Origin of the sequence: Streptomyces sp. NPDC007991, assembly GCF_042958445.1 — a bacterium.
GTDB lineage: Bacteria > Actinomycetota > Actinomycetes > Streptomycetales > Streptomycetaceae > Streptomyces.
The window spans coordinates 61,514-81,559 of the sequence record NZ_JBIBJD010000017.1 but is presented as its reverse complement, the minus strand read 5'-3'; the positions used below and the strand labels follow the sequence as shown (position 1 = coordinate 81,559).

18 protein-coding genes and 1 riboswitch are annotated in these 20,046 nt (G+C 72.0%); of the genes, 13 read left to right on the top strand and 5 right to left on the bottom strand.

All coding sequences use genetic code 11. From position 1 onward, the window contains the following. Positions 1 to 145 precede the first annotated feature (145 nt). Positions 146 to 934 carry a nitrilase-related carbon-nitrogen hydrolase gene (locus tag ACFZDA_RS36510; protein WP_391089965.1) on the top strand — a complete coding sequence of 263 codons (789 nt, stop codon included), beginning with the start codon at positions 146 to 148 and terminating at the stop codon, positions 932 to 934. A gap of 57 nt (positions 935 to 991) precedes the next feature. After that, positions 992 to 2,689 (top strand): FAD-dependent oxidoreductase, encoded by a 1,698-nt coding sequence (locus ACFZDA_RS36505; RefSeq protein ID WP_391089963.1) that lies wholly within the window; start codon positions 992 to 994, stop codon positions 2,687 to 2,689. On the opposite strand, the gene ACFZDA_RS36500 is transcribed toward ACFZDA_RS36505, so the two are convergent. Further along, complete coding sequence (locus ACFZDA_RS36500; RefSeq protein WP_391089961.1) at positions 2,686 to 3,402, bottom strand: DUF5995 family protein; 717 nt, start codon at positions 3,400 to 3,402, stop codon at positions 2,686 to 2,688. The two genes, ACFZDA_RS36505 and ACFZDA_RS36500, sit on opposite strands and share 4 nt — an antisense overlap. A gap of 175 nt (positions 3,403 to 3,577) precedes the next feature. Here ACFZDA_RS36500 and ACFZDA_RS36495 point away from each other — a divergent pair, with 175 nt between their 5' ends. Next, complete coding sequence (locus ACFZDA_RS36495) at positions 3,578 to 4,711, top strand: glycoside hydrolase family 6 protein (RefSeq protein ID WP_391090063.1); 1,134 nt, start codon at positions 3,578 to 3,580, stop codon at positions 4,709 to 4,711. Here the strand turns inward: ACFZDA_RS36495 and ACFZDA_RS36490 are convergent. Together ACFZDA_RS36490 and ACFZDA_RS36485 are read right to left on the bottom strand one after the other, a co-directional pair. After that, on the bottom strand, positions 4,690 to 6,072 hold the full coding sequence (locus ACFZDA_RS36490; RefSeq protein WP_391089959.1) for a solute carrier family 23 protein: 1,383 nt from the start codon (positions 6,070 to 6,072) through the stop codon (positions 4,690 to 4,692). The two genes, ACFZDA_RS36495 and ACFZDA_RS36490, sit on opposite strands and share 22 nt — an antisense overlap. A gap of 92 nt (positions 6,073 to 6,164) precedes the next feature. Then, positions 6,165 to 7,370, bottom strand: a complete 1,206-nt coding sequence (locus ACFZDA_RS36485; protein WP_391089957.1) for an MFS transporter — start codon at positions 7,368 to 7,370, stop codon at positions 6,165 to 6,167. Between the two features lie 170 nt (positions 7,371 to 7,540). On the opposite strand from ACFZDA_RS36485, the gene ACFZDA_RS36480 reads away from it, so the two are divergent. Further along, entirely contained in the window at positions 7,541 to 8,860 is a 1,320-nt protein-coding gene (locus tag ACFZDA_RS36480; RefSeq protein WP_391089956.1) for an ROK family protein, read from the top strand. Positions 8,861 to 8,873: 13 nt separating this feature from the next. On the opposite strand, the gene ACFZDA_RS36475 is transcribed toward ACFZDA_RS36480, so the two are convergent. After that, positions 8,874 to 9,650, bottom strand: a complete 777-nt coding sequence (locus tag ACFZDA_RS36475) for an NAD(P)H-binding protein (protein WP_391089953.1) — start codon at positions 9,648 to 9,650, stop codon at positions 8,874 to 8,876. A 367-nt stretch (positions 9,651 to 10,017) separates the two neighbouring features. Further along, a riboswitch (FMN riboswitch) is annotated at positions 10,018 to 10,148 on the top strand. Between the two features lie 144 nt (positions 10,149 to 10,292). On the opposite strand from ACFZDA_RS36475, the gene ACFZDA_RS36470 reads away from it, so the two are divergent. From ACFZDA_RS36470 to ACFZDA_RS36430, 9 genes are all read left to right on the top strand, one after another. Next, a complete protein-coding gene (locus tag ACFZDA_RS36470; protein WP_391089952.1) occupies positions 10,293 to 10,901 on the top strand; it encodes a riboflavin synthase in 609 nt (202 codons plus the stop codon). Continuing rightward, a complete protein-coding gene (locus ACFZDA_RS36465; RefSeq protein WP_391089950.1) occupies positions 10,898 to 11,542 on the top strand; it encodes a nicotinamide mononucleotide transporter in 645 nt (214 codons plus the stop codon). The genes ACFZDA_RS36470 and ACFZDA_RS36465 overlap by 4 nt, the downstream gene beginning before the upstream one ends. Further along, positions 11,539 to 12,828, top strand: a complete 1,290-nt coding sequence (locus tag ACFZDA_RS36460; protein ID WP_391089948.1) for a bifunctional 3,4-dihydroxy-2-butanone-4-phosphate synthase/GTP cyclohydrolase II — start codon at positions 11,539 to 11,541, stop codon at positions 12,826 to 12,828. Before ACFZDA_RS36465 ends, ACFZDA_RS36460 begins: the two co-directional genes overlap by 4 nt. A 20-nt stretch (positions 12,829 to 12,848) precedes the next feature. Beyond that, positions 12,849 to 13,334: a 6,7-dimethyl-8-ribityllumazine synthase gene (gene ribH, locus ACFZDA_RS36455; protein ID WP_391089946.1), complete on the top strand. Its 486-nt coding sequence runs from the start codon at positions 12,849 to 12,851 to the stop codon at positions 13,332 to 13,334. A gap of 34 nt (positions 13,335 to 13,368) precedes the next feature. Continuing rightward, positions 13,369 to 13,641 (top strand): phosphoribosyl-ATP diphosphatase, encoded by a 273-nt coding sequence (locus ACFZDA_RS36450; protein WP_010046365.1) that lies wholly within the window; start codon positions 13,369 to 13,371, stop codon positions 13,639 to 13,641. 46 nt (positions 13,642 to 13,687) lie between these two features. Further along, positions 13,688 to 14,536 carry an ATP phosphoribosyltransferase gene (gene hisG / locus ACFZDA_RS36445; RefSeq protein ID WP_391089943.1) on the top strand — a complete coding sequence of 283 codons (849 nt, stop codon included), beginning with the start codon at positions 13,688 to 13,690 and terminating at the stop codon, positions 14,534 to 14,536. Between the two features lie 13 nt (positions 14,537 to 14,549). Further along, positions 14,550 to 15,005: a PH domain-containing protein gene (locus ACFZDA_RS36440; protein ID WP_391089941.1), complete on the top strand. Its 456-nt coding sequence runs from the start codon at positions 14,550 to 14,552 to the stop codon at positions 15,003 to 15,005. A 238-nt stretch (positions 15,006 to 15,243) separates the two neighbouring features. Then, positions 15,244 to 16,575 (top strand): CNNM domain-containing protein, encoded by a 1,332-nt coding sequence (locus ACFZDA_RS36435; RefSeq protein ID WP_391089939.1) that lies wholly within the window; start codon positions 15,244 to 15,246, stop codon positions 16,573 to 16,575. Then, complete coding sequence (locus tag ACFZDA_RS36430; RefSeq protein WP_391089938.1) at positions 16,572 to 17,648, top strand: CNNM domain-containing protein; 1,077 nt, start codon at positions 16,572 to 16,574, stop codon at positions 17,646 to 17,648. The genes ACFZDA_RS36435 and ACFZDA_RS36430 overlap by 4 nt, the downstream gene beginning before the upstream one ends. 141 nt (positions 17,649 to 17,789) lie before the next feature. Here ACFZDA_RS36430 and ACFZDA_RS36425 read toward each other — a convergent pair whose 3' ends face one another. Continuing rightward, the gene (locus ACFZDA_RS36425; protein ID WP_391090061.1) at positions 17,790 to 19,652 is read right to left on the bottom strand and encodes an AAA family ATPase; all 1,863 of its coding nucleotides are present in this window, start codon (positions 19,650 to 19,652) and stop codon (positions 17,790 to 17,792) included. Positions 19,653 to 20,046 lie beyond the last annotated feature (394 nt).

The following is a 20,046-nucleotide window of genomic DNA, read 5'->3' as shown; positions in this document are numbered from 1 at the left end:
GCCCGCAACGAATCGCCGCGGACGCGGCGCCGGACGCAATGATCCGCTCACGGACGCGCAACGGCTGCTCCTTGTCCGGCCCGAGCCGCCGACCGTACCGTCTATCAGGCCCCCCGAAATCCCCGCGTACCGGTGAGGAACACGCATGCGCACCGCCCTGCTCCAGAGCTCCGGCCGACCCGGCTCCACCGCCGAGAACCTCAAGGTCCTCGACGAGGCGGCAGGCCGGGCCGCCGCCGCGGGCGCCGGGCTGCTGGTCGCGCCGGAGATGTTCCTGACCGGGTACGCGATCGGCGACGACATCGGCCGGCTCGCCGAGCCCGCCGACGGCACGTGCGCGGACGCCATCGCCGAGACCGCGACCCGGCACGGACTGGCGATCGCCTACGGCTACCCCGAGCGGGCCGGCGAGACCGTGTTCAACTCCGCCCAGCTGGTCTCGGCCGACGGCACCCGTCTCGCCAACTACCGCAAGACCCACCTCTTCGGCTGCTTCGAGCGCGACCACTTCACGCCCGGGAACCAAGCGGTCGTCCAGACGGAGCTCGACGGTCTGCGCGTCGGGATCCTGATCTGCTACGACGTCGAGTTCCCGGAGAACGTCCGCGCCCACGCCCTCGCCGGCACCGACCTGCTGGTCGTCCCGACCGCGCAGATGCATCCGTTCCAGTTCGTCGCCGAGTCGATGATCCCGGTGCGTGCCTTCGAGAACCAGATGTACGTCGCGTACGTCAACCGGGCAGGCCACGAGGGCGAGTTCGAGTTCGTGGGGCTGTCCACGCTGGCCGGACCCGACGGGGTCGCCCGGACCCGGGCCGGGCGCGCCGAGGAGCTCGTCCTCGCCGACGTCGACCCCGTCCTCCTCGCCGCGTCGCGCGGGGCCAACCCGTATCTGCGGGACCGGCGCCCCGGCCTGTACGGGCCGCTCGTCTGACACCCGCTTCCACCCCGTTCCACGCCTGTTCGTATCTGTGCAAGGAGTCCGCACCCCATGACGTCCACCGTGCCCAACGCCGTCGAGCACGCAGACGCGCAGCAGCCGCCGATCACCATGTTCGGCCCGGACTTCCCGTACGCCTACGACGACTTCCTCGCCCACCCGGCGGGTCTCGGGCAGATACCCGCGACCGAGCACGGCACGGAGGTCGCGGTCATCGGCGGTGGCCTGTCCGGCATCGTCGCCGCGTACGAGCTGATGAAGATGGGCCTCAAGCCGGTCGTCTACGAGGCCGACCGGATCGGCGGGCGGCTGCGCACGGTCGGCTTCGACGGCTGCGACGACTCCCTCACGGCCGAGATGGGCGCGATGCGCTTCCCGCCGTCCTCCACCGCCCTCCAGCACTACATCGACCTCGTCGGCCTTCGGACGCGGCCCTTCCCCAACCCCCTGGCGGAGGCCACCCCCTCGACCGTCGTCGACCTCAAGGGCGAGTCGCACTACGCCGAGACGATCGCCGACCTGCCCCAGGTCTACCGGGACGTCGCCGAGGCCTGGAACCGGTGCCTGGAGGAGGGCGCCGACTTCTCCGACATGAACCGGGCGCTGCGCGAGCGGGACGTCCCGCGCATCCGCGAGATCTGGTCCCGGCTCGTCGAGAAGCTCGACAACCAGACGTTCTACGGCTTCCTCTGCGACTCCGAGGCGTTCAGGTCGTTCCGGCACCGCGAGATCTTCGGCCAGGTCGGCTTCGGCACGGGCGGCTGGGACACCGACTTCCCCAACTCCATCCTGGAGATCCTTCGCGTCGTCTACACCGAGGCCGACGACCACCACCGCGGCATCGTCGGCGGCTCCCAGCAACTGCCGCTGCGCCTGTGGGAGCGCGAGCCGGAGAAGATCGTCCATTGGCCCTACGGGACCTCCCTCGCGAGCCTCCACGACCACCGTGCGCCCCGCCCGGCCGTCACCCGGCTGCACCGCACCGCCGGCAACCGCATCACGGTGACCGACGCGCACGGCGACATCCGCACCTACCCGGCGGCGATCTTCACCGCCCAGTCCTGGATGCTGCTGTCGAAGATCGACTGCGACGACTCGCTCTTCCCGATCGACCACTGGACGGCGATCGAGCGCACGCACTACATGGAGTCCTCGAAGCTCTTCGTCCCGGTCGACCGGCCGTTCTGGCTCGACAAGGACGAGGAGACCGGGCGGGACGTCATGTCGATGACGCTCACCGACCGCATGACGCGCGGGACCTACCTCCTCGACAACGGCCCGGACCAGCCCGCCGTCATCTGCCTCTCGTACACCTGGTGCGACGACAGCCTCAAGTGGCTGCCGCTGTCGGCGAACGAGCGGATGGAGGTCATGCTGAAGTCGCTCGGCGAGATCTATCCCAAGGTGGACATCCGCAAGCACATCATCGGCAACCCGGTGACCGTCTCCTGGGAGAACGAGCCCTACTTCATGGGCGCGTTCAAGGCCAACCTGCCCGGCCACTACCGCTACCAGCGGCGCCTGTTCACGCACTTCATGCAGGACCGGCTGCCCGCGGACAAGCGCGGCATCTTCCTCGCCGGCGACGACATCTCCTGGACGGCCGGCTGGGCCGAGGGCGCCGTCCAGACCGCCCTCAACGCGGTCTGGGGCGTCATGCACCACTTCGGCGGCACGACCGACCCTGCCAACCCGGGGCCCGGCGACGTCTACGACGAGATCGCACCGGTCGAGCTGCCCGAGGACTAGCGGGACGGGAGCCGCGGTTCGGGCAGGGGCGTGAGCAGCATGCGCCCCGCGAAGCCCACCGCCGTGTCCAGGCGTTCGGTGAACTCCTCGGCGACATCGGGGAGTTGGCGCAGCGCCCACAGCGCCCGGGCCGCCGTCCAGGTGGCGTCGCGGGCGCGCTCCAGGCTCCAGGAGCCGAGCAGATGGGTCAGCGGGTCGGCGATCTGGAGGAGGTCGGGGCCCGGCATCAGATCTTCGCGGATGCGCTCCTCCAGCGAGACGAGGAGATCGCCCACCGCGTCGAACTCGTCCTCCAACTCGGCGGGTGCGCAGTCGAGCGTACGGCAGGTGTCCACGACCGCCAGCGCGAGATCGTGCCCGATGTGCGCGTTGATGCCCGCGAGCGCGAACTGCAGCGGACGTACCCCGGGATGGCGCCGGAACTGGAACAGGGGCCGCCAGCAGGCCGGCGGGCGGCGCTCGCCGGCCACCGCCTCGACGGCATCCAGGTACCGCTGCGCGAACCGTACGTCCAGCGTGATCGCGGCGTGCGGGTCCGCGAACCGCCCGATGTCGACGTGCCGGTCCACCGCTTCCGTCACGGCGAGGTAGACGCGGTTGAAGACGGCCACCCCGTCCCGGGGGTGCAGCGTCGCGTCGAGGGCGCGCATACGGGAGATGACCCCGTCGACCGGAGTGTCCACGGCTGGGGGGACTTGTTCGCATCGCGGCATGCGGGCAGAGTCCCAGCTCTAGGCTGCCGGGAGGACCGGCAGGCCCGGCGCTTCCCCGAAACGGGGGAACGCCGCCCGCCGCAGGGGGAGGGGGACCGGCACCGTGTCAGGCTTACGCACCCAGCGCCTGGCCGCCCGCAGGGCCGGGCGCAGGCGCGCCGTCCGGCGTGGCGCGATGGTCGTGGCGGCCTGCGTCGTGGTCGCGGCCGGGGCGGTCGCCGGGGTGCTGTCCGCGTTCGACGACCGGCGCGGCACGGACCAGGCCCAGCGCCCGGCGGTGTCCGCGTCGCCCCGACTGGCGCCCCTGCCGGCCCTGCCGTCGGCGTCCCCGTCGGTGACCGGGTCGGATTCCCCGGCGCCCGTCACCGCCGCGCCCGTGCCACCGAGCCCCACGCCGTCGCCGTCGAGAGCCCCCGAGAGGAGGCAGCGGACCGCCCCCGTGAGCGCCCGGCTCTACCGTCACCCAGACTCCCAGGTGCTCGACTGGGTCCGGGCCCACGCCGGCGATCCCCGCCAGGCGGTCATCGCCTCCCGCATCGCCGACCAGCCGGCCGCCGTCTGGTTCGCCGACTACGCCCCGGACACGCTCGCCGCCCGGGTCGCCGCGGTGACGTCGGGCGGTGCCGCACTGGACCGGGTGCCCGTCCTCGTGCCGTACGCGATCCCCGGCCGGGACTGCGGCGGTCACTCCCAGGGCGGGGCGCCCGACCTGGACGCCTACGACGCGTGGATCGACCGGTTCGCCGACGGACTGGGCTCCGGCGAGGTCATCGTCGTCCTGGAGCCGGACTCGGTCGCCCAGGCCGAGTGCCTGTCACCCGCTGAGCGCGCGGACCGCTTCGCCTCGCTGGCCCGGGCCGGGCGCGTCCTGAAGGCGGCCAACCCGCGGGCTCGGGTGTACTTCGACGCGGGGCACTCGGGCTGGCACGCGCCCGGCACACAGGCGGCGTGGCTGCGCCAGGCCGGTGCCGCCTCGCCCGCCTCCTCCGACGGGATCTTCAGCAACGTCTCCAACTTCCACACCACGGCCGACGAGGTCGCCTACGACCGGCGGGTCCTCGACGCGCTGGGCGGTCCGGCGGGCCTGGGCGCCGTCATCGACACCAGCCGCAACGGAAACGGCGCCCCGCCCGACGGCATGTGGTGCGACCCGGCGGGCCGCAAGCTCGGCCGGACCCCGACCCTCAGCACCGGCGAGGAGCGGATCGACGCCTATCTGTGGGTCAAGCTGCCGGGGGAGTCGGACGGCTGCAAGGGCAGGCCCGGGACGTTCACCGCGTCGTACGCCTACGACTTGGCCTCGTCGTAGGAGCTGGTGCCCTCGTCCAGCAGCGGCGCCCGCGTTTTCAGGTGGGGCGGGGCGAAGGCCCGCAGCGCGTGGTAGCCGGTGATGACGACGAGCGTGCCGAGCGCGATGCCGCTCAGCGAGAAGGTGTCCGTGATCTTCATGGAGACGTTGCCGACGCCGATGATGATGCCGGCCGCCGCCGGGACCAGGTTCAGCGGATTGCGCAGGTCCACCCCGGCGTTGAGCCAGATCTGCGCGCCGAGCAGGCCGATCATGCCGTACAGGATGACGGTGATGCCGCCGAGCACGCCGCCCGGGATCGCGGCGACGACCGCGCCGAACTTCGGGCAGACGCCGAAGAGCAGGGCGAAGCCGGCGGCGGCCCAGTAGGCGGCCGTGGAGTAGACGCGGGTCGCGGCCATCACGCCGATGTTCTCGGAGTACGTGGTGTTGGGCGGGCCGCCGACCGCGGTGGACAGCATGGAGCCGACGCCGTCGGCCGCGATCGCCGTTCCGAGCTTGTCGTCCAGCGGGTCGCCGGTCATCTCGCCGACCGCCTTGACGTGCCCGGCGTTCTCCGCGACCAGCGCGATGACGACCGGCAGGGCGACCAGGATCGCCGACCACTCGAACGACGGGGCGTGCAGCGTCGGCAGCCCGATCCAGTCGGCCTTGGCCACGCCGGAGAGGTCCAGCCGCCAGTGCTCGGTCAGCTTGCCACTGGCGTCCACCGAGTGGATCTTGCCGAAGACCAGGTCGAAGACCCACGAGATGCCGTACCCGAACAACAGCCCGAGGAAGATCGCGATCCGGGACCAGAAACCGCGCAGGCAGACGACCGCCAGCCCGGTGAACAGCATCACCAGCAGCGCCGTCCACTGGTCCTGCGGCCAGTACGTCGAGGCCGTCACCGGCGCCAGGTTGAAGCCGATCAGCATCACCACCGCGCCGGTCACGACCGGCGGCATCGCGGCGTGGATGATCCGCGCCCCGAACCGCCGCACGGCGAGCCCCACCAGGAACAGCGCGGCGCCGACGACGAACACCGCGCCGGTGACCGTGGCGCTGCTGCCGCCCTGCGCCCGGATGACCGCCGCCACGCCGACGAAGGACAGCGAGCAGCCCAGATAACTGGGTACGCGGCCCCGGGTGGCGAGCAGGAACACGACGGTCGCGACGCCCGACATCATGATCGCGAGGTTGGGGTCCAGGCCCATCAGGACCGGGGCCACGAAGGACGCCCCGAACATGGCCACCACGTGCTGGGCACCGAGCCCGGCCGTGCGGGGCCAGGAGAGCCGCTCGTCGGGGCGGACCACGGCGCCGGGCGCCGGAGTGCGTCCGTCGCCGCCGTGCAGTTTCCAGCGGACGCCGAGATCCATGGTGCGGTGTCGCTTTCGTCGTGCGTGCGAGTTCCGGACCATTGTCGGGGTGCGTCGGTGGTGGTGATGACCCAGGGCGGTCGGACGCCCGTTCAGGGGCGCGGGTCGGGGACCGCCGCGTCCGGCCGGCTGATCGTGGCCCGGTCGCCGGGGCGCAGCACACGCGCGAACGCCACCAGCCCGCAGGACAGCAGCGTCACCAGAGCGAACGACACCATCAGACTGGTCGCCTGCGCCAGCATGCCGATCGCGCTCGGCGCGATCAGACCCGAGGTGTACGTGATGGTCGCGACGCCCGCGATGGCCAGGCTCGGGTTGGAGCCGCTGCGGCCCGCCGCCGCGAAGCACAGCGGTACGACGACCGCGATGCCCAGCCCCATCAGCGCGAATCCGCTCATCGCCACCGCCGGGTGCTCCGCCACCACGATCAGCAGCCCGCCGAGCACGGCGAACACCCCGCTCGCCCGCACGGTCCGCACGGCACCGAAGCGGTCCACGACCCTGTCACCGGCGATCCGGGCGATGGCCATGGTGAGCGTGAAGCCCGTCGTGCAGGCCGCCGCGAGACCGGCCGAGGTCTCCAACTGCTCGCGCAGATAGACCGCCGACCAGTCCAGGCTCGCGCCCTCGGCGAACACCGCGCAGAAGCCGATCGCGCCGATGAGCAGCGCTGAGCGGGGCGGCAGCGCGAAGCGCGGCGGCGGCTCCTCGTCCTCGGCGGGCTGGAGGTCGAGCACCCACTGGCAGGACAGCACGCCGACGAGGGTGAGGACCGCGGCGGCCAGGACGTGGTGCAGCCGGGCGTCCGAACCGAGGTGCGCTGCGAGCGTGCCGGCCGCCGAGCCGACCAGGGCGCCCGCGCTCCACATGCCGTGCAGTCCGGACATGATCGACCGGCCGAGGCGGTTCTCGACCTCGACGCCCAGCGCGTTCATCGCCACGTCCGCCATGCCCGCCGTGGCGCCGTAGGTGAACAGGGCCAGGCAGAGCGTGAGCAGGTTCGGGGCGAGGGACGGCAGGACCAGCGACAGCGTCCACAGGGCGATCAGTCCGCGCAGCGCGTTGCGGGCGCCGAAACGGTGGCTGACGCTGCCGGCGAGCGGCATCGCGACGGACGCGCCGAGCGCGGGGAAGGCGAGCGCGATCCCCAACTGACCGGCACTGACGCCCGCGTGGTCCTGGATCCACGGCACGCGGGTGGCGAACGAGCCGGTCACGGCGCCGTGTACGGCGAAGACGGCGGCCACGGCGTACCGCGACCGCTTCACCTCGCGCTCTTCGTAGACCACGTTGCTCATTCTCCGGCCCCCGCCCTCTTCTGGTCTTCTCCGCGTCGGCGCCCGTGAGCACGCGATGTCGAGCGCTGGCGCGCGTAAACTATCAGGAACCCTGCCTGATAGATAAGGGGACGACCGGCCGACCGGAGCATCCGGCGGTGCGCACCCCCGTGTTCTGGAAGGATCCCGGCATGCCCGCATCCCCGAGCACCGCCCGGGCCATCAACGACCGGCTCGCCCTGCGTCTGCTCCAGCAGGAGGGCCCGCTGACGGCAGGGCAGTTGAAGCAACTGACCGGCCTGTCCCGGCCGACGGTCGCCGACCTCGTCGAACGCCTCACCGCCGCCGGGCTGATCGCGGTCGTCGGAGAGGCGGGGGAGCAGCGGCGCGGCCCCAACGCCAAGGTGTACGGCATCGTCGCCGACCGGGCGCACCTCGCCGCGCTGGACGTACGCACCGAGGGCGTCGCCGTGGCCGTCGCGGACCTGGTGGGACGGGTGCTGGCCGAGGAATCGGTGCCCATCGGCGGCGACATGGGGACGGGCCCCGCCGTGGAGCAGGCGGTCGCACTGGTCGAACGGGTGGTGAAGGAGGCCGGCGCCGACCGGCTGCACACCGTCGGGATCGGAGCGCCCGGTCTGATCGACCCGGCCAGCGGCGAACTCCGCGACTCCTCCGGGTTGCCCGAGTGGCACCGCCGGCTCGTCGCCACCCTCCAGGAGCGGCTGCCCGAGGCCCGGGTGAGCGTGGAGAACGAGACCAACCTCGCGGCGCTCGCGGAGCAGCGTGACGGGGCGGCCCGGGACCGGGACACCTTCGTCCTGCTGTGGCTCGGCCACGGGACGGGCGCGGCGGTGGTCCTCGACGGCGCGCTGCGGCGCGGCGCCTCCGGCGGCACCGGCGAGATCGGCTTCCTCCCGGTCCCGGGCCCGGCCGCGCTGCCGTCCTCGACGGACTGCGAGGGCGGCTTCCACTCGCTGGCCTCGTCGGGCGCGGTCGTGGACCTCGCGGCGCGGTGCGGGGTTCCGGCGGAGCCGGGGCAGGAGCCGTCGGTGGTGGGGGTGGTGCGGTCGGCGGTGGGTCTGGTGCGCTCGGCGGTGCGTCAGGTGCAGGAGTCGCACCAGCAGCGAGTGCTCCAGGTGCCCCCCGCGAGCGACGGCGAGGAGTTCCGCGCCGTGAGCGGGAGCGAGGCGTCCGCGCCCCCGGGCGCCGTCCCCGCTGCCCGCTTCCTCGACGCTCTCGCCGACCGGCTCGCCGTCGGCGTCGCCTCCGTCGTCGCGATCCTGGACCCCGGTTGCGTGGTGCTCGGCGGCGAGGTCGGCCGAGCGGGCGGTGACGAACTCGCCGCCCGTGTGCGGGAGCGCATCGCCCGGATGACCCCCCTGCCCACGGAGGTACGGACGACCGCTCTCGGCGGCGGCGCGGTCCTGCGCGGTGCCCTCCTGACGGCCCGCGACCGCGCCCAGGAGGAACTCTTCACACCAGGGCAGCGGCCGGTTCAGCGCTGGTAGGCCGTTCCGGGGCTCATGCCCTGGACCGCCCGCTGCCCGCCCGCGCCTGCTCGCCCCCGTACCGCCGCTCCAGGTACTCCTCGAACGTGCCCGTGCCGGTCGCCCGCCGCGGCGTCAGGTGACCACCGTTGCGGAAGCCCCGGTACGCCGCGCCCCACAGCGGTACGTTCACCACCGCCCGGCGCCGCCCGGTCGCCTTCAGATACGCGCGGGCCAGGGACTCGATCGTCCGCACCCGCGGCCCGCCCATGTCCTCGACCCGCCCCGCCGGCGCCCCCGCCGCGAGCCCGGCCAGCCGGTCGGCGACCTCGGCCACCTCCACCGGCTGGTCCCGGACACCGGCCGGCAGGAACAGGACCGGCAGCTTCGACAGCCCCTGGAACAGCATGACGAGCAGGTCGTGGAACTGCGTCGCCCGCAGCACGGTCCAGTCGAGCCCCGACTCCTCGACCAGCCTCTCCACCGCGAGCTTGCTCTTGTAGTAGCGGAACGGCACCCGGTCGACGCCGACGATGGAGATGTAGACGAGGTGCCGCACCCCGGCCCCGCGCGCCGCCCTGATCAGGTTCGCCGCCGCCCGCTCATCGCCCTTGGGCGACGACGCGCAGTGCACGATCGTGTCGGCACCGGCGACGGCCGCGTCGAGCGCGTCACCGCCCTCCCGCAGGTCGACCGCGTACGGCTGGGTGTGCCGGCTGAGCACCCGGACGTCGTGCCCGTCCGCCTTCAGCCGCTCGGCGACGAGCCGGCCGAGCGTTCCGGTGCCGCCGGTCACCAGGATGGTGGTCATGCTGTTCAGTCCCTTCGGACGTCCGGCGCTCCCGGACGGAGCGCCGCTCTCCGGATAAGACCGAACAGCCCTTGCCGGATGTGACATACGCGCCCGGCCCTGCGGGCGGGAAGGCCCGACGGCGGGCAAGGGCCGTCGTCACCGCCGCCGGGCCGGTCCGCGCGGGATGCGCACGACCCTAGAAAGGACTAGACCACAGCGTCAATAGGTGTGTACCAAGGCGAAGGGCCGAACAAGGCTGGGCGCGCAGGGAGTTGCGTCGCCCTGTCGCGCTCGGGAAGGGAGGCGACACGTTCTGTGAGGCACCCCACACCACTCGCCCGTCTGGACCTCGATCAGGCGTGGCACACTAGCCATGTATCAGTAGCAGCGCACTCCGGGGTCGGTGAAAGTCCGAACCGGCGGTTACAGTCCGCGACCCGGTCGCCTCCAGCGGCCGGTTGACCAGGTGAAATTCCTGGACCGACGGTTAAAGTCCGGATGGGAGGCAGTGCGCGGCGAGCGGGCATCCATGCGCGCCGCCGAAGAAGTCCGTCCTCCGGGCGGACTCCGTCCGGCGTCGTTCCCGGTGTTCTCGCTCGTAGATCTGTCGTCATCGACAGCCCCGGAGTCCGTGCCCGAAGAGGCAGGAGGACCCGGGAAGTGTTCACCGGAATCGTCGAAGAGCTGGGCGAGGTCACCGCCGTCGAGACCCTCGACGACGCCTGTCGCTTCCGCCTGCGAGGCCCCGTCGTCACCCAGGGCGCGAAACACGGCGATTCCATCGCCGTCAACGGCGTCTGCCTCACGGTTGTCGACCACGAGGGCGACGAGTTCACCGCCGACGTGATGGCGGAGACCCTCAACCGCTCCAGCCTCGGTGCGCTCAAGGCAGGCTCCCGCGTCAACCTCGAACGCCCCATGGCCGTCGGCGAGCGCCTCGGCGGGCACATCGTGCAGGGCCATGTGGACGGCACGGGCGAGATCCTGGAGCGCAAGCCCTCCGAGAACTGGGAGATCGTGAAGATCTCCCTCCCCGCGGACCTCACCCGGTACGTCGTCGAGAAGGGCTCCATCACCGTCGACGGCATCAGCCTCACCGTCGTCGACGCGGGCCCCGACTACTTCACCGTCAGCCTCATCCCCACCACCCTCGACCTGACCACACTCGGCCACAAGCAGCCCGGCGACCCGGTCAACCTCGAGGTGGACGTCATCGCCAAGTACGTCGAGCGGATGCTGGGCGACCGTGTGCGGGGGGCGGCCGAGTGAACTGGCTCAACTCCGAGGCGTTCACGCTCTTCGGCCAGCACATCAAGTGGTCGGACATGATCGGCAACGTGATCGGTCTGATCGGCCTCGCCTTCGGCTGGCGCCGCTCGCTGTGGACCTGGCCCGCCCAGTTCGTCTCCGGCCTGATCCTCTTCGCCGCCTTCGCCACCGCCCACCTCTCCGGCAGCGCCGGCAAGCAGGTCGTCGTGATGCTCGTCGCCACGTACGGCTTCTGGCAGTGGAACCGCGGCCGACGGCAGGCCCAGGACGGCTCCATCGCCGTACGGTTCGCCACCTGGCGCGAGCGCGGGGTGCTGGCCGGCGCCGCCGCCCTCGGCACCCTCGCGGTCGGCGGCCTGTTCACGGCCTTCCCGACCCTGTCCTGGGACCCCTGGCCGGACGCGTACATCTTCGTCGGCACGATCGTCGCGATGTACGCCCAGGCCCGCGGCATGGTCGAGTTCTGGTTCGCCTGGCTGCTGGTCGACCTGGTCGGCGTCCCGCTGAACTTCGCCAACGGCTTCGCCTTCTCCGGCTTCGTCTACGTCATCTACGGCGCGCTCGTCCTGTGGGGCCTGCGCGACTGGTGGCTGCGCTCGCGCGCGGCAGCACAGCCCACCCTGGAAGGAGCGCCGGCATGAGCACGGCACCGATCCTGTACGGCACCGACGGCTTCGAGGACCTCACGCTCGACCCGGTCGAGCAGGCCATCGCCGACATCGCGGCCGGCCGCCCGGTCGTGGTCGTCGACGACGAGGACCGGGAGAACGAGGGCGACCTCGTCATCGCCGCCGAGAAGGCGACCCCCGAGATCGTCGCCTTCATGATGAGCGAGTGCCGCGGCCTGATCTGCGCCCCCATGGAGGGCGACGAACTCGACCGGCTGCGCCTGCCGCAGATGGTCGAGGACAACACCGAGTCGATGAAGACCGCGTTCACGGTCTCCGTCGACGCCTCCGCCGCGCACGGCGTGGGCACCGGCATCTCGGCCGCCGACCGCGCCACCACCCTCCAACTGCTCGCCGACGGCACCGCCCAGCCCGACGACTTCGTCCGCCCCGGCCACATCTTCCCGCTGCGCGCCCGGCCCGGCGGTGTCCTGGCGCGCAACGGCCACACCGAGGCCGCCGTCGACCTCGCCCGCCTCGCGGGCCTGCGCCCGGCCGGCGCGATCGTCGAGATCGCCGGTGAGGACGGCACGATGCTGCGCCTGCCCGAGCTGATCCCCTTCGCCCGCAAGCACGGCCTGACGATCATCTCCATCGAGGACCTCATCGCCTACCGCCGCGGCAGCGAACCCACCGTCCGCCGCGAGGCCAGGACCCAACTGCCCACCGCCCACGGCACCTTCACGGCCTACGGCTACCGCTCCACCGTCGACGGCGTCGAGCACGTCGCCCTGGTGCACGGCGAGATCGGCGACGGTCAGGACGTCCTCGTCCGCGTCCACTCCGAATGCCTCACCGGCGATGTCTTCGGCTCCGCCCGCTGCGACTGCGGCCCCCAACTGGACGCCTCGCTGGCCCGTATCCAGGCCGAGGGCCGGGGAGTCGTGGTCTACCTGCGCGGACACGAGGGCCGCGGCATCGGCCTGATGTCCAAGCTGCGCGCCTACGAACTCCAGGAGCGCGGCCGCGACACCCTCGACGCCAACCTGGAACTCGGCCTGCCCGCCGACGCCCGCGACTACGCGGCCGGAGCCCGGATCCTCGCCGACCTCGGCGTGCGCGGTGTGCGCCTGCTGACCAACAACCCCGACAAGACCGACGCGCTCGCCCGCCACGGCATCGTGGTGAAGGCGCGTGTACCGATGCCCGTGAGCGCCGGCGAGCACAACCTCCGCTACCTGCGCACCAAGCGGGACCGGATGGGCCACGACCTGCCCTGGCTGGACACGACCACCGTGCCGGCCTGCGGCAACCAGTAACAGAGCACAAAGGGAGAGACGTGAGCGGCAAGGGTGCACCGGAGCTGTCCGTACGCAATGTGGGTGACCTCAGGGTCGCCGTCATCGCGGCGCAGTGGCACGAGAAGGTGATGGACGGTCTGGTCGACGGCGCCCTGCGCGCCCTGCACGACCTCGGAATCGACGAGCCGACCCTCCTCAGGGTCCCCGGCAGCTGGGAGCTCCCGGTCGTCGCCAAGGTCCTCGCGGGCCGCGGCTACGACGCGATCGTCGCCCTCGGCGTCGTCATCCGCGGCGGCACCCCCCACTTCGAGTACGTGTGCCAGGGCGTGACCCAGGGCCTCACCCAGGTCTCCGTCGACACCGGCGTCCCCGTCGGCTTCGGCGTGCTGACCTGCGACACGGAGGAACAGGCCCTGGACCGCGCCGGACTGGAGGGCTCCCGGGAGGACAAGGGACACGAAGCGGTGACGGCGGCGGTGGCGACCGCGGCCACCCTCCGCTCAGTATCCGAACCCTGGCGCTGACGAACGGCACCTGTGGCATAGGCTGAGCGTCACCATGTCCAAGAAGACGTTCGAGGAGCTCTTCACCGAGCTCCAGCACAAGGCCGCCCACGGCGACCCCGCCACTTCCCGCACCGCAGAACTGGTCGAGAAGGGCGTCCACGCCATCGGCAAGAAGGTCGTCGAAGAGGCCGCCGAGGTCTGGATGGCCGCCGAGCACGAGGGCAAGGAGGCGGCCGCCGAGGAGATCTCGCAGCTGCTGTACCACGTCCAGGTGATGATGGTCGCCCGCGGCATCTCCCTCGACGACGTCTACGCCCACCTGTAAGCCGCCCCGTCCCCCGCACCACACCCACGCAAAGGAAGCCGACCTCATGCTGCGCATCGCCGTCCCCAACAAGGGTTCCCTGTCAGGCCCTGCGGCGGAGATGCTGCATGAGGCCGGCTACCAGCAGCGCCGGGAGTCCAAGGAGCTGCGGATCGTCGACCCGACCAACGAGGTCGAGTTCTTCTACCTCCGCCCCCGCGACATCGCGATCTACGTCGCCTCCGGCCAGCTGGACATCGGCCTCACCGGCCGGGACCTGCTCATCGACTCCGGCGCCGACGCCGAGGAGATCCTCGCCCTCGGCTTCGCCCGCTCCACGTTCCGCTACGCCGGCAAGCCCGGCACCATCAGCGGGCTGGCGGACCTGACGGGCAAGACCGTCGCCACCTCCTACGAGGGCATCGTCGCGGCCCACCTCGCCGAGCACGGCATCGACGCCTCCGTCGTCCACCTCGACGGCGCCGTCGAGACCGCCATCCAGCTCGGCGTCGCCCAGGTCATCGCGGACGTCGTCGAGACCGGCACCTCGCTGCGCAACGCGGGCCTGGAGGTCGTCGGCGATCCGATCATGCAGTCCGAGGCCGTGGTCATCCGACGCACCGGCGCGGACGGCGACGACCCCAAGGTGCAGCAGTTCCTGCGCCGCCTGCAGGGCGTCCTGGTCGCCCGGACGTACGTGATGATGGACTACGACTGCCGCGTCGAGCAGCTGGAGAAGGCCGTCGCCCTCACGCCCGGCCTGGAATCGCCGACCGTGTCCCCGCTGCACAACGAGGGCTGGGTCGCCGTCCGCGCGATGGTCCCGGCCAAGGAAGCGCAGCGGATCATGGACGACCTGTACGACATCGGCGCCCGGGCCATCCTGACCACGGCCATCCACGCCTGCCGTCTGTGAGGGGCGCGCACCGATGTCCGAGCTGCCCACCCTGCCCGTCACCTTCCGGCCGGGCAGCACCCGCGCGGTGCTGCTCGGCGCCGCCGTCGCGATCCTCGTGGTGATCACGGCCGTCGCCCTGTTGCTCAAGCAGCTCAGCCCCGCCGAGCGCCTCAGCTTCATCGTCACGGCGCTGCTGCTGGACGCGGTGCTGCTTCTGCTGGCGCGGCCCAAGGTCGTCGCCGACGAGTCCGGCGTCACTGTGGTCAACCTCACGAACAAGCGACGGCTGGAATGGGCCGAGATCCTTCAGGTGACCCTCCGGCCCGGCGACCCCTGGGTGTTCCTCAACCTCAGCGACGGCACCAGCCTGCCCGCTCTGGGCATCCAGCCGGGCATCGCCCGGCAGCGCGCGATCGCCGACGCCCGGGCCCTGCGGGCGCTCGCCGAGGCCCGTTCCGTGGCGGACCCCGATCGGCCTCAGGGCTGACTCGGGGGATCCTCCGGGTGGCCGCCACTGCCGCACCGGGCCGTGTCTTGATTAATCTGTTGGCGGAGGCGCGAACGGATGCGCCTTCGCCCCTGTCGCCCCGCCCGGTGCGCCCGGGGCTCCTGCTAACCGAGGAGTGACCCCCTCCGGCGATGGACGGATCGTCCTGCAGTACCTGCGCCGCCCCCTGCCGACATAGCGCGGACCGTGTCCGCGACCGTGTGGAGGCGGCGGCATCATGACCATCCCCCTGCTGCTTCTGGCAGCCGCGTTCCTGCTGATTCTGGCCAACGGATTCTTCGTGGCGGCCGAGTTCGGACTCGTGACGGTCGAGCGGCCGGAAGCCGAGAAGGCCGCCGCCGAGGGCGACCGGCGCGCCCACCGCGTCGTCGAGTCGCTCAAGGAGCTGTCCTTCCAGCTCTCCGGCACCCAGCTGGGCATCACCATCACCTCCCTCGTCGTCGGCATGCTCGCCGAACCGGCGCTCGCCGAGCTGCTGCGCGGCCCCTTCACCGCGATCGGCGTCCCCGAGGGAGCCGTCTCCGGCGTCACGGTCGTCGTCGGCATGCTGCTGGCCTCCGCCGTACAGATGGTGATCGGCGAGCTCCTGCCCAAGAACTGGGCGGTGTCCAGGCCGCTCCAGGTCGCGCGCTTCGTCGCCGGCCCGCAGCACGTCTTCGCAACTCTGTTCCGGCCGGTCATCGCCGGCCTCAACGCCGTCGCGAACCGGCTCGTGCGCGCCCTGGGCATCGAGCCCGCCGAGGAGCTGGCCTCCGCCCGCACCCCCGGTGAGCTCGTCTCCCTCGCCCGCCACTCGGCCCGGGCCGGCGCCCTGGAGCAGGACACGGCCGACCTCTTCGTGAGGACCCTGTCGCTGGGCGAGCTGACCGCACAGCACGTGATGACGCCGCGCGTGAAGGTCAGCGCCCTGCAGTCCTCGGCCACCGCCGAGGACGTGGTCAACCTGACCCGCGCCACCGGCCTGTCCCGCTTCCCCGTCTACCGGGAGCGGATCGACGAGGTCGTCGGGATGGTCCACCTCAAGGACGCCCTGGCCGTGCCCGTGCGCGACCGGCTGCGCACCCCCGCCGGCCGCATCGCCCGCCCGGCGCTGCTCGTCCCCGAGACCCTGCCCGTCCGGCCGCTGCTGGCCCGTCTGCGCAGCGAGCAGCCCATCGCGGTCGTCGTCGACGAGTACGGCGGCACGGCCGGTGTCGTCACGCTGGAGGACATCGTCGAGGAGATCGTCGGCGAGGTCCGCGACGAGCACGACGGACACGACCTGCCCGAGCTGGCCTCCGCGCCGCCGGAGGACGGCAGGCCCGCCTGGGACGTCGACGGCAGCTGCCGGGTCGACATCCTGCAGCGCATAGGCCTCGACGTGCCCGAAGGCCCGTACGAGACCGTCGCGGGATTGATCGCCGACCTGCTGGGCCGTATCCCGGCCGTCGGCGACAGGGCGGAACTGCCCGGCTGGCGGCTGTCGGTACGCCAGGTCGGCCATTACCGCGCCGAGCGGGTCCGCCTGGTCAGGACGGCACCTGTCACCGTGACGGAGGCCGCCCGATGAGCCTGCTCCAACTGACCTTCGCCGCACTCCTGGTACTTCTCAACGGCTTCTTCGTCGGCGCCGAGTTCGCGCTCGTCTCCGTACGGCGCAGCCAGATCGAACCCCTCGGCACGGCCCGTTCCCGCCAGGTCCTCTACGGCTTGGAGCGGCTGCCGCAGATGATGGCGGCGGCCCAGTTCGGCATCACGATCTGCTCCCTGACCCTCGGGGCGGTCGCCGAGCCGACCGTCGCGCACCTCCTGGAGCCGGTCTTCGAGTGGGTCCACCTGCCGCAGGGCGTCATCCATCCGCTCACCTACGTCATCGCCCTCGCCGCCGTGGTCTTCTTCCACCTCGTCATCGGCGAGATGGTCCCGAAGAACCTGGCGATGGCGGCCCCCGAGAAGGCCGCGCTGTGGCTCAGCCCCGGCCTGGTCTGGTTCGCCCGCTTCTGCAAGCCGATCACCGCCGCGCTCGGCGCCGTCTCCCAGGGCATCCTGCGGCTCTTCCACGTCGAGCCCAGGGACGAGGTCGAGGCCGTCTTCACCAGTGAGCAGCTCAACCGGCTCGTGGAGGACGCCGGCCAGGCCGGTCTGCTCGACCCCGACGAGGCCGAAAGCCTGGAGGACGCCCTGGAGCTGGGCTCCCGCCCGGTGACGGACGTCCTGCTCAAGCGCGAGTCGCTGGTGACGGTCAGCCCGTCGGTCACCCCCGGCCGCATCGTCGAGCTCACCGCCCGCACGGGGTACTCCAGGTTCCCGGTCGTCGCGGAGAACGGTGCGTTCATGGGCTACCTGCACGTCAAGGACGTCCTCGACCTGGAGCACTCGGACCGGGCCGTACCGCAGCAGTTGTGGCGCTCCATGACGACGCTGCGGTCCGAGCTGCCGTTGGACGACGCGTTGACGGTGATGCGGCGGGCGGCCACGCATCTGGCCCAGGTGACCGACGGGTCGGGGAAGGTGCTCGGGCTGGTCGCGCTGGAGGACGTGCTGGAGCTGCTGGTGGGGGAGGTGCGGGATCCCGCGCACCGGGAGGTGCGGGAGGTGAGGCTGACCGAGCCGAGGTCGGGCGAGGAGGTACTGGCGACGTAGCCGCCTGAGCTGCGGGCCATCGTGCCTCCCCGGTGCCTCAAGGGCCTGGGAGCTGCCCCCAGGGCGGCACGGGTGGGCACAGCGGCACCCCGCTCCGCCGGGCTGCGGCCCCACCCGGCCTCAAGCGCGACGCCAGTCACCTCACAGTCCGGGCGGATCCTGCGGCCCCCGCCCGGACAGCACCTCTCCATACGCCTGCATCAGATCCGGCAACCGCAACGTCGCCAGGTCCTCCCTGCCCAGCGCCCCGGGACAGACGGACAACCGCAGATCCCGGTACGCGCAGCTCTTCTCGTACAGCGTCCGCAGGAACCGCCCGTTGCCCAGCTCGTCGATCCACCCCTGGTCCACCACGTGCCCGGCGATCGACCGCAGCTCGTCGAGGGCCTCCTCGTCCCACAGGTCGCCGTTCTCCGCGGCGAGCACCTTGCCGATCTCGGTGAGTTCGAGGGGCCGGTAGGAGGGGAAGTCGACGCGGGTGGTGAAGCGCGAGGACAGCCCGGGGTTGGCGGCGAGGAGGCGGTCCATGCCCTCGGGGTAGCCGGCCAGGATCACCACCAGATGGTCGCGGTTGTCCTCCGCCCGCTTCAGCAGCACCTGGAGCGCCTCGTCGCCGTACGCGTCCCCCTTGCCGTAGCCCGAGTTGGACAGCGAGTACGCCTCGTCGACGAAGAGCACGCCGCCCAGCGCCGAGTCGATCAGTTCGTTCGCCTTCACGGCGGTCTGCCCGAGGTACTCGCCGACCAGGTCGGCACGCTGCGCCTCCACGAGATGGTCGCCGCCGAGCAGGCCGAGGGCGTAGAAGACGCGGCCGAGGATGCGGGCGACGGTGGTCTTGCCGGTGCCCGAGGGGCCGGAGAAGACGAAGTGGCGTTTCGGCGGCTGGACCGGCAGGCCCTGCCCGGCCCGCAGCCGGGCCATGTTCAGCTGCGCCGACAACGCCTTGACCTGGCGTTTCACCGGCTCCAGACCCACCATGCGCTCAAGCTCGGCGAGCGCCTCCTCGAGTAACACGGGGTCGGTGGGCCCCGCGGGCAGCGACGGCGCCGGGCCGGTCCGCGAGCGCACCGCGGGGTCGGTCGCCGGCGGCAGGGGAGCGGAGGCGGGCGGTTCGGCGTCGGGCAGTCTCAGGTCACGGCCCTCGGCGCCGAGGAGCGGGTCGTATCCGTCCGGTCCGTCCACGGCGTCCTGGCCGGCGCCCGTGAGGGTGAGGGCCGCGAGGTCGGTGGACTCGTCGTAGCCGTCGCCCTCGGCTATGGCGGCGAGCCGGGCCGCGGTGTCCATGAAGGCCGGGTCGACGCGGTGCACGGCCCGGTACAGGGGGAGCGCGGCGGCGCTGCGGCCGGTGCCCTCGTGCGCCCGGGCCAGCCAGTAGCGCAGTTCCTTGCGCTGGGGCTGCTCGCTGCGGCAGCGCATCAGCGCGGCGGACAGCAGGGGTTCGGCCTGCCCGTACATCTCCAGGCGGACCCGGGCCATGCCGCCGAACAGGCCGGCCTCGATGCCGAGCATGGGATCGTCGAGGAGCGGGTCGGTGTGGCGGACCAGCTGCTCCCAGTCCTTGACCAGATAGGCGCGGCAGGCGTGCAGGAAGCGGACCTGGGCGTCGGTGTCCACCGGCGGCAGCCCGGCGAGGGCGCGGTCCAGCTCGGGGACGTGGCGGCCGTCCAGCCAGTGGGAGGCGTGCGCGAGCAGCAGATCGCGGGGGCTCTCCAGCACGGGCTGTACCCACCAGCCCAGCCAGTACCAGGAGTTGAGGGCGCGGCGGTAGCGGGTGCGCTGCTCGCCGAAGCGGTCCCGGTGGCGGAACATCCTCAGCAGCGCGGTCGCCGTGTCGACGCGCAGCGCGTGCAGCCCGAGCCAGGCGTCGGCCATCCCGGAATCCATCCGTACGGCGGCGCGGAACTCCTCCTCCGCCTGCGGATAGGCGCCCATGGTGTAGGCGTCCACGCCTCGCAGCCAGGCGAGGTCGGCCGGGGCCTGCGGGCCCTGCGCGCCGAAGTCCATCACGTCCCCCACGAACCGTGCCCCCGTCGGTATGCCAACGAGCCGTCCCCCGGTCGGCTGCCCTGCTCGAACCGCTGTGCCACGGACCGGAGTTGCAAGGTGTGCGAAGCAACCGTCCGTAGGTCGCAACGAGGGCATCGTACCTGCGCGGGCGGCGCCCCCGTAGGGTGCCGCACAGGGCGTTCGGCGAGGTGGGAGCGGATGCGGCACACTCCCGCACGGTGACCGAGGGTGAGCATCCGGCGCCGCGTGGCGCCCGGAAAACGGTAAGAAGACAGAACGAAGCCCCCGATCACGGGGGAACAACCGGGGGCTTCGCGTCTGTGGGCGGCTGTGAATGGCCGCACATTGAGAACGTAAGTCCTGTACGGGCCCCCGGTCAAGCCGAGTTGAA

Bases quoted from the DNA above. Each gene is read 5' to 3' on its own strand.
- ACFZDA_RS36510 (WP_391089965.1), top strand. From the start codon at position 146: ATGCGCACCGCCCTGCTCCAGAGCTCCGGCCGACCCGGCTCCACCGCC.
- ACFZDA_RS36505 (WP_391089963.1), top strand. From the start codon at position 992: ATGACGTCCACCGTGCCCAACGCCGTCGAGCACGCAGACGCGCAGCAG.
- ACFZDA_RS36500 (WP_391089961.1), bottom strand. From the start codon at position 3,402: ATGCCGCGATGCGAACAAGTCCCCCCAGCCGTGGACACTCCGGTCGAC.
- ACFZDA_RS36495 (WP_391090063.1), top strand. From the start codon at position 3,578: ATGGTCGTGGCGGCCTGCGTCGTGGTCGCGGCCGGGGCGGTCGCCGGG.
- ACFZDA_RS36490 (WP_391089959.1), bottom strand. From the start codon at position 6,072: ATGGATCTCGGCGTCCGCTGGAAACTGCACGGCGGCGACGGACGCACT.
- ACFZDA_RS36485 (WP_391089957.1), bottom strand. From the start codon at position 7,370: ATGAGCAACGTGGTCTACGAAGAGCGCGAGGTGAAGCGGTCGCGGTAC.
- ACFZDA_RS36480 (WP_391089956.1), top strand. From the start codon at position 7,541: ATGCCCGCATCCCCGAGCACCGCCCGGGCCATCAACGACCGGCTCGCC.
- ACFZDA_RS36475 (WP_391089953.1), bottom strand. From the start codon at position 9,650: ATGACCACCATCCTGGTGACCGGCGGCACCGGAACGCTCGGCCGGCTC.
- ACFZDA_RS36460 (WP_391089948.1), top strand. From the start codon at position 11,539: ATGAGCACGGCACCGATCCTGTACGGCACCGACGGCTTCGAGGACCTC.
- ACFZDA_RS36450 (WP_010046365.1), top strand. From the start codon at position 13,369: ATGTCCAAGAAGACGTTCGAGGAGCTCTTCACCGAGCTCCAGCACAAG.
- hisG (WP_391089943.1), top strand. From the start codon at position 13,688: ATGCTGCGCATCGCCGTCCCCAACAAGGGTTCCCTGTCAGGCCCTGCG.
- ACFZDA_RS36440 (WP_391089941.1), top strand. From the start codon at position 14,550: ATGTCCGAGCTGCCCACCCTGCCCGTCACCTTCCGGCCGGGCAGCACC.
- ACFZDA_RS36435 (WP_391089939.1), top strand. From the start codon at position 15,244: ATGACCATCCCCCTGCTGCTTCTGGCAGCCGCGTTCCTGCTGATTCTG.
- ACFZDA_RS36430 (WP_391089938.1), top strand. From the start codon at position 16,572: ATGAGCCTGCTCCAACTGACCTTCGCCGCACTCCTGGTACTTCTCAAC.
- ACFZDA_RS36425 (WP_391090061.1), bottom strand. From the start codon at position 19,652: ATGGACTTCGGCGCGCAGGGCCCGCAGGCCCCGGCCGACCTCGCCTGG.